The sequence below is a fragment of the Paenibacillus sp. NRS-1781 genome, from assembly GCF_050467745.1.
Classification (GTDB): domain Bacteria; phylum Bacillota; class Bacilli; order Paenibacillales; family Paenibacillaceae; genus Paenibacillus; species Paenibacillus terrae_A.
The window spans coordinates 1-6,143 of record NZ_JBITPI010000018.1; the positions used below are offsets into that span (position 1 = coordinate 1).

The following is a 6,143-nucleotide window of genomic DNA, read 5'->3' on the forward strand; positions in this document are numbered from 1 at the left end:
AAGAGATTATGAAAGTACCTTTGACGATCATTGACCGTCTCTGTGTCAGGTTCTAGTCATTTTTTTCTTTAGTTCAACTTATATAGCAGACTGTAACTTACCTATGCCTATCAAACCTGACAAAATTTAAATAGCAAAGACAGTATAAGAGTCTACTGCATCTTTTCAATTTGAGGCCCCTCTTCTGTGTATCCAACAATTCTGTACTGCACCATTTTTCTGTTTCTCATTTTTATAGAAAGCAACTGAGCGAAATCTTCATCGTGTGTTGAAACAACTATGTGTTTACTACTATATCTAGAGTCCATTATGGCTCGTAACACATCAATAAAAGCAAGAATATTAACATCATCCATACTCTGTATAGGATCATCCATAAACAGTTGTTGAAGTTGACTATATCGTTGAGTGAGGCCTAACCCAAGAAAGATACTTAATGCCAGAATATTTAATTGGGCAGCACTAAATATTTGATCAAGATAGAGATCAATCTTATCTTCAAGTTGTGTTTCACCTATAAAGTTAGTTCCTCGCTCTGTGTTTGTAATGTGCAACTTTTTGTGGAATGGATGAGGATTGATTGTTTCATAAACCCAGCTAATAATAGGATGATGCTCTAACCTTTCTTTAACAATTTGTCTTTGCTTTCCAAGTAATTTCCCGTGCCATTTATTTACCTCGGTCCGATAATAATCAATCTGCTGCTTTTCATCATTATATTTTTTAATTACTTCTTCCAATTTCTCATATCGAATCACTACAGCTTCATATTCATCTGGAAGCTTCTTATTTAAGATTTCTTTCATAGAATCAATAAGGTTATCAATAACAACAAATTTACTTTTGATAGACTCTATAGTACTATTCACTATGGCATGTTCTTTGCCATTAAGATATTGATTTCTGAGCATAGTAAGTTCACTTTCTATTTCATTAAATGTCGGATTACTAGAAAAACCAAGTAAACTTAAGTTTAGAGTAAACCATTCTTCAGATTTAGAAATAAACTCATCAAGTGAAGATGCTTCAAGTTCTTCAAGCTCCACTTCATTCCCAAAAAGACTAATTAAGGACTCCTGAATCCTATCTATTTTTATTTTAATATCATTCTTTTTCAAGATCAAAGAATTTTTTAATTCAGAATGGGCATTTAAATCCTTATTAAGTTGGTTTTCCACATAATCATATTGCTCTTTAAATTTACTCAATATTTTCTCCAATTGCAAACGCAATGGTTCAGTTACGTCTTTATAAAATTGATTGTCAAGTGCACGAATATTATCGTTAACCTCTTTTTCTCTACTAGTTAAAAGAGCAATTTGTTCGTTACCTGCGGAAAAAGTTGAATCAATTATTAGAATAAGCTTCTCAGCTGTTGTAAGACTATCTTCCCAACCCTCTAAAGTAGTGTACTTAGAATTTGAAAAGTTTTCATTCAAACAAACTGGACACTTATCAGTGCTTAGAAAATTTTCATTAATCATCTTTTTAACGTGATTTAAAGCTTCTTGATATTGTTTATTTAATTGAGAAACGGAATCCTTCTGAGATATTATCAACTCTAAGTTATCTTTTAATTGTTTTTTTGTTCTCTGCAAATTTGTTGTTCGCTCTTCAACTTGGCGAAACCATTCCTTGTTTATATCCTCAATTTCTGAGCTTTTCAGATTCATTTCTAGTTCCGGTTTAAAATTAAGAATAAACTTATCCCATCTATTCTCCTCTTTATTCCATTCATTCCAAAACTGAGTATCAACATCAATATTGGAAATAAATCCTGCCAACAAAGAGAATACATTCTTATAGCCTGCAAGGGTCTCTTTTTTACTCTGAACGGATTCTACACCTGTTTCAACTGTAGTTATTTGTCGATTTATTTCTTCGGTTTGTTCCTTTAATAAGTTGGTGTTTTCTCGTTTTATACGATTAGCTGCCTCTGATTTTTGTAGATGTTTTTTAGCCTCTTCCAATAAAGAGGCTGTTTCAAATCGCTTACTAAGACGTAATAAATCTTCATATTTTGAATTCATATTGTTACGGAATAGATTAATTTTTTGATGTTCTACACTTACTGTCTGCAAATATTTAATGCAATTGTTAAGGCCTATGTTTGGTTCCATCATTAACAATGAAAAATCATACTCTAAATCTTTAATATCACTACCTGATAAAATAAATTTAATTTTATTGTAATCTTCATTGATCGTTCTTATATAGTGAGCCATATCTTCAAAATTTAACTTTCTTATAAAATCTGTTATTCCCATTTGGAAATTCTGAAAATTTTCGGTATTTTTATTCAACTCATTATATTTATTTGTTAGTGAATTGTTTTTTGCTTGATATTTACTGAGGGACTGGTAAGCATTGTTAAGTTCTTCTTCCTGTAAAAGATGCATAAAAATATCTCTTCGTTTCGCTGGTGAATTATTTCTTAAAAAATCACTTATACTTTCTTGTCCTAACATATGAGTATGAAAAAAAGCTTCTTTATCCTTCGTTTTTAAAATAAACTGGTGCAACACTACTTCATTAGTTACTTCAACCAACTCACTTATCCCCATATATACTTTAGATGAATAACTTGTGTCTCTTTCTGTAGTACGAAGTACATTGTTAGTGCTTTTTCGGACAATACGTAACCCATTAGTAAATAGTAATTCAACGAATATCTCTCTACGTTCAATATTTCCATACTTAGGATGGTAGAACTTTAAATAATGACTTCGCTTTAATTCATGGGCCTGATAAGTTTTTTCTTGGTAAAACTTTTCCAAACGATATACATTATCTGTCAAGCACCATTCAACTGCTTCAAAAAAAGATGTTTTTCCAAACCCATTATATCCATGAAATATGACCAAGGGGGAGTCCAACTCATCGTAAACAAAGCAATGATCTGGCGAACTTTCGTTCTCACCATAGCCACGAAAATTTTTTATCTTCACTTGTGAAAGGTACACCATTCACTCCCCCTTGTTTACTACTTTTTCAATATTCTGAAGTAATACTTTTATTTCCTCAAAATCTATCTCTTCGCTCTCTGGATTTTCTAAAAATGAGAAGCTATCCAGAATTTGTTCCGGATATAATAGCTCAACAAACTTCCTTTTTAATTCCTCCATATGCTCAAACTGAATAATTATTTTTCTGGCTATAAATCTATCACGTTCATATTTAGCTATTTCTACAGGTTTGAAGCTATTCTTCTCATCCTTATATTGATGAAGAGCTACTATATACATATCCCACAAAAATTTGGAGATGGGTATCTTAGTTTCGACAACTTCAATATTCTTTGGGTTATTCATTTGCATCATTATTTTATTTCTTAGACTTGGTATTTTTTTAGCAATGTCATCAATTTGAGCAAGCTCGTCTATCAAGCAAATAACTAATATTTTATCTTTATCAAGATTGCAGATTCTGCAGGAAGGTATCTCCTCATAAAGAAGAAAATCCGTTATTCCTAATTCATTCATTATATTATCCATCATATCCGCCCTTCCTTGAAACTTTTAGTAAAAGGACAATCAGCATCGTGTGTTAATAATCTTACACATCGTATACATTTGTATTGAAAAGAGCGATAAAACTCCTGGTTCAAAATAGTTCCATAGGGTTTTGAGATATCCATAACGATGTCCTCTATATTTAGTCTTTCTGGATCACATATTTTGCAATCAGCATCAAAAATTATGGTTTCATCACCGATAGCCTTCAGAAGATGTTGATCTTTTAGAGTATGTTCAATAAAAGCAGTTATTAACAATTGCTCATCTTGCTTATCACTAGCATGAGGTGTAGTTTTTAAAGAAAATCCTTTATATTTAGAAAACGAAATATTATTGATACCTTCAAGATCAAATAGCTCTATATTTCCTAGGTCTTTTTCCGACAATGAATATATTTCTCCCATTGCTTTAAATAACTCCAGTATGTTAAGCGCATATGACGGAGAAGATCCCATTAGATATCGGCTGTTCATCTGGGTTACTCCATACTCTTTCATTCCGTAAACCCACTGTTCTGTACATGCACCTATTACTTTTAAAATACGCTCTAAACTGTCAGAATGTCCCCTTCTCTTTAGAAGCTGCTCATACTTAATTAATTCGATTTCAATATCTTTAATCGAGCTAGCCAAAATATCTTTGTTAAACAGTTCCTGGATAGATTCAGTATGATTTGCTACGATTTGATTAATAGAACTTGTCTTTAAAACGAATGAAGTTGTATCAACTGTCGTATCTAAAAAAGCATTCATGATAAGAAATCTAATATTTTCATATTCAAATCCACTCAATCCAGGAAAATGGACTGACAAATGATATTCCGTCTTCTCTTTAAGAACCATAATACTATTAAATTTGTCAACTTTTTTTCTGGGAGTATCAAAGGCAACTAACTTAACAAATTCTAAAATTTCCTCATCGCTTATAAGCACATCTCCAGTTAAGTAATTCTTGTAATCATCAGGATATAGATGTAGATGATCAATTAAGGCACGTTTAAATTGAGGCCTTTTAAGACGGGGATTAGACTTTTTATAGGAAATTTTAAACGCTTCAAAAGCTGCTTTACCCTCTTTTTTCTCGACATATTCGTAAACCAAACAGTCCTTCACATAATTAATGTATTCGCTCGGGATGTCAAACTGTTTTTTATTCCAATTGCTAAAAAAAGTTAAATCAGAAGTAGCAAAAGGCACATTCGTTTTTATTTGAAATGTACCGCTAGTTTTTGTTCTTTTATATGTATGATAAAAATTATATATAGTATGGGTTATAGCTTCTTGACCACGAGTAAAGGAATCATCACTGTAAAATTTAGCCTCAATAAATTTATCATTACCGTAGTTCACTCTTACATCTGCATCACATTCTACACCTACGTAAGCATCTTCATATTCATAAACATTTACTAATTCATAGCAGGCTATAAGAAGTTGAAAGTAGAATCCTGCTATGGAGTGTTTAACGTCAGTAGATTTCATTTCAAGCCCCACCTTCTTTATTTCTAACCTCAAAGTCAAAAATACATTATAATTTCCAAATTACTCAATTACCTTTTCTGAATCCTATTACTTTTTTCGACTTCAAGACTAATAAATCCTTCTAATAGACCCATTTTCTCCAAAATTCACTCCTATAATTTTGAACTAAAAAAGAGAGCTATCCAAGGACGCTCTCATCAAAAATTCCTATAAATGAATTTATTACTCTCTGACTCACTATCCAATGACATGTCTACACACTCGACGTCAAAACCAAGGTTCAGCACGACCGAAACCTCGATTTTGTCCTTCAACACCTTATTTTTGAAATCCTCGCCATCCTTCGTAAATGTCATAAAACCCGCAAAGTGTTGAAAACAAAGGATTTCTATGTATCGATTCGTTTCTCATATGCCTATGAACGAAAAAAATATATGTTCCCACACTCAACCCTAAAGCGTTTTTTTGAATGCAGGAACATATTCAAGTTGTTCTTAAACCCTCGTACATCAATGCTTCTCATCTCGATATATTACTACCACGCACTCCACATGTGTCGAGACAATGGAAAGGATATACTCCTTCTTATCACCTATTATATGCTTTTTTCTACTCTACATTTCCCTCCCATATCACCTGCTTCCAAAAATACACATAGTAAATCTCTCAATGAATGGGCCATTCTGTAAACTAAATCTCTCTTTTAACCGATAAATACATATGCTGGATTAAGGAAAGGAGACACCTATGGAAAACATCGTGACTTACGGTCATATCGAAATCATGCCTTATGAATTCGTTCGCCTTCATGAACTCAAAATCTTAAAAACAGTCAATGATCATGCCCGAATGATCTGTACAGGCATCATCTCGGAGAAAAAGCGCGAGCTGTATGTACGTGCTTCGGATGAAGAAACTCAGGTCAAAGCTTTTGTTACAGACAAAAATGGCAATCGACAGCCCCTTTTTCGAGGCATTGCCTTGGATGTCGAGGAGAAGGTCGTTCATGGGGTTCATTATTTGACCTTTGAAGCTATATCTCATACCTATGAACTGGATATCAAGCGGAATAAACGTTCCTTTCAAAATCCCAAGCTCACCTATACGGGGCTGATCGAAAGTATTGTATCTATATAAGTTGAACTAA

4 protein-coding genes are annotated in these 6,143 nt (G+C 32.8%); 1 reads left to right on the plus strand and 3 read right to left on the minus strand.

Annotated features, from left to right (window positions below; all coding sequences use genetic code 11):
- Nucleotides 1–152: 152 nt before the first annotated feature.
- From ACIFO6_RS07320 to ACIFO6_RS07330, 3 genes are read right to left on the minus strand one after another with little or no spacing between them, the layout of a single operon-like run.
- A complete protein-coding gene (locus ACIFO6_RS07320; protein ID WP_430039505.1) occupies nt 153–2,948 on the minus strand; it encodes an AAA family ATPase in 2,796 nt (931 codons plus the stop codon).
- Nucleotides 2,949–2,966: 18 nt separating this feature from the next.
- Nucleotides 2,967–3,497 carry a hypothetical protein gene (locus ACIFO6_RS07325; RefSeq protein ID WP_430039508.1) on the minus strand — a complete coding sequence of 177 codons (531 nt, stop codon included), beginning with the start codon at nt 3,495–3,497 and terminating at the stop codon, nt 2,967–2,969.
- A complete protein-coding gene (locus ACIFO6_RS07330) occupies nt 3,494–4,996 on the minus strand; it encodes a hypothetical protein (RefSeq protein WP_430039510.1) in 1,503 nt (500 codons plus the stop codon). The genes ACIFO6_RS07325 and ACIFO6_RS07330 overlap by 4 nt, the downstream gene beginning before the upstream one ends.
- Nucleotides 4,997–5,743: 747 nt before the next feature.
- On the opposite strand from ACIFO6_RS07330, the gene ACIFO6_RS07335 reads away from it, so the two are divergent.
- On the plus strand, nt 5,744–6,133 hold the full coding sequence (locus ACIFO6_RS07335; protein WP_430039512.1) for a hypothetical protein: 390 nt from the start codon (nt 5,744–5,746) through the stop codon (nt 6,131–6,133).
- Nucleotides 6,134–6,143: the final 10 nt, after the last annotated feature.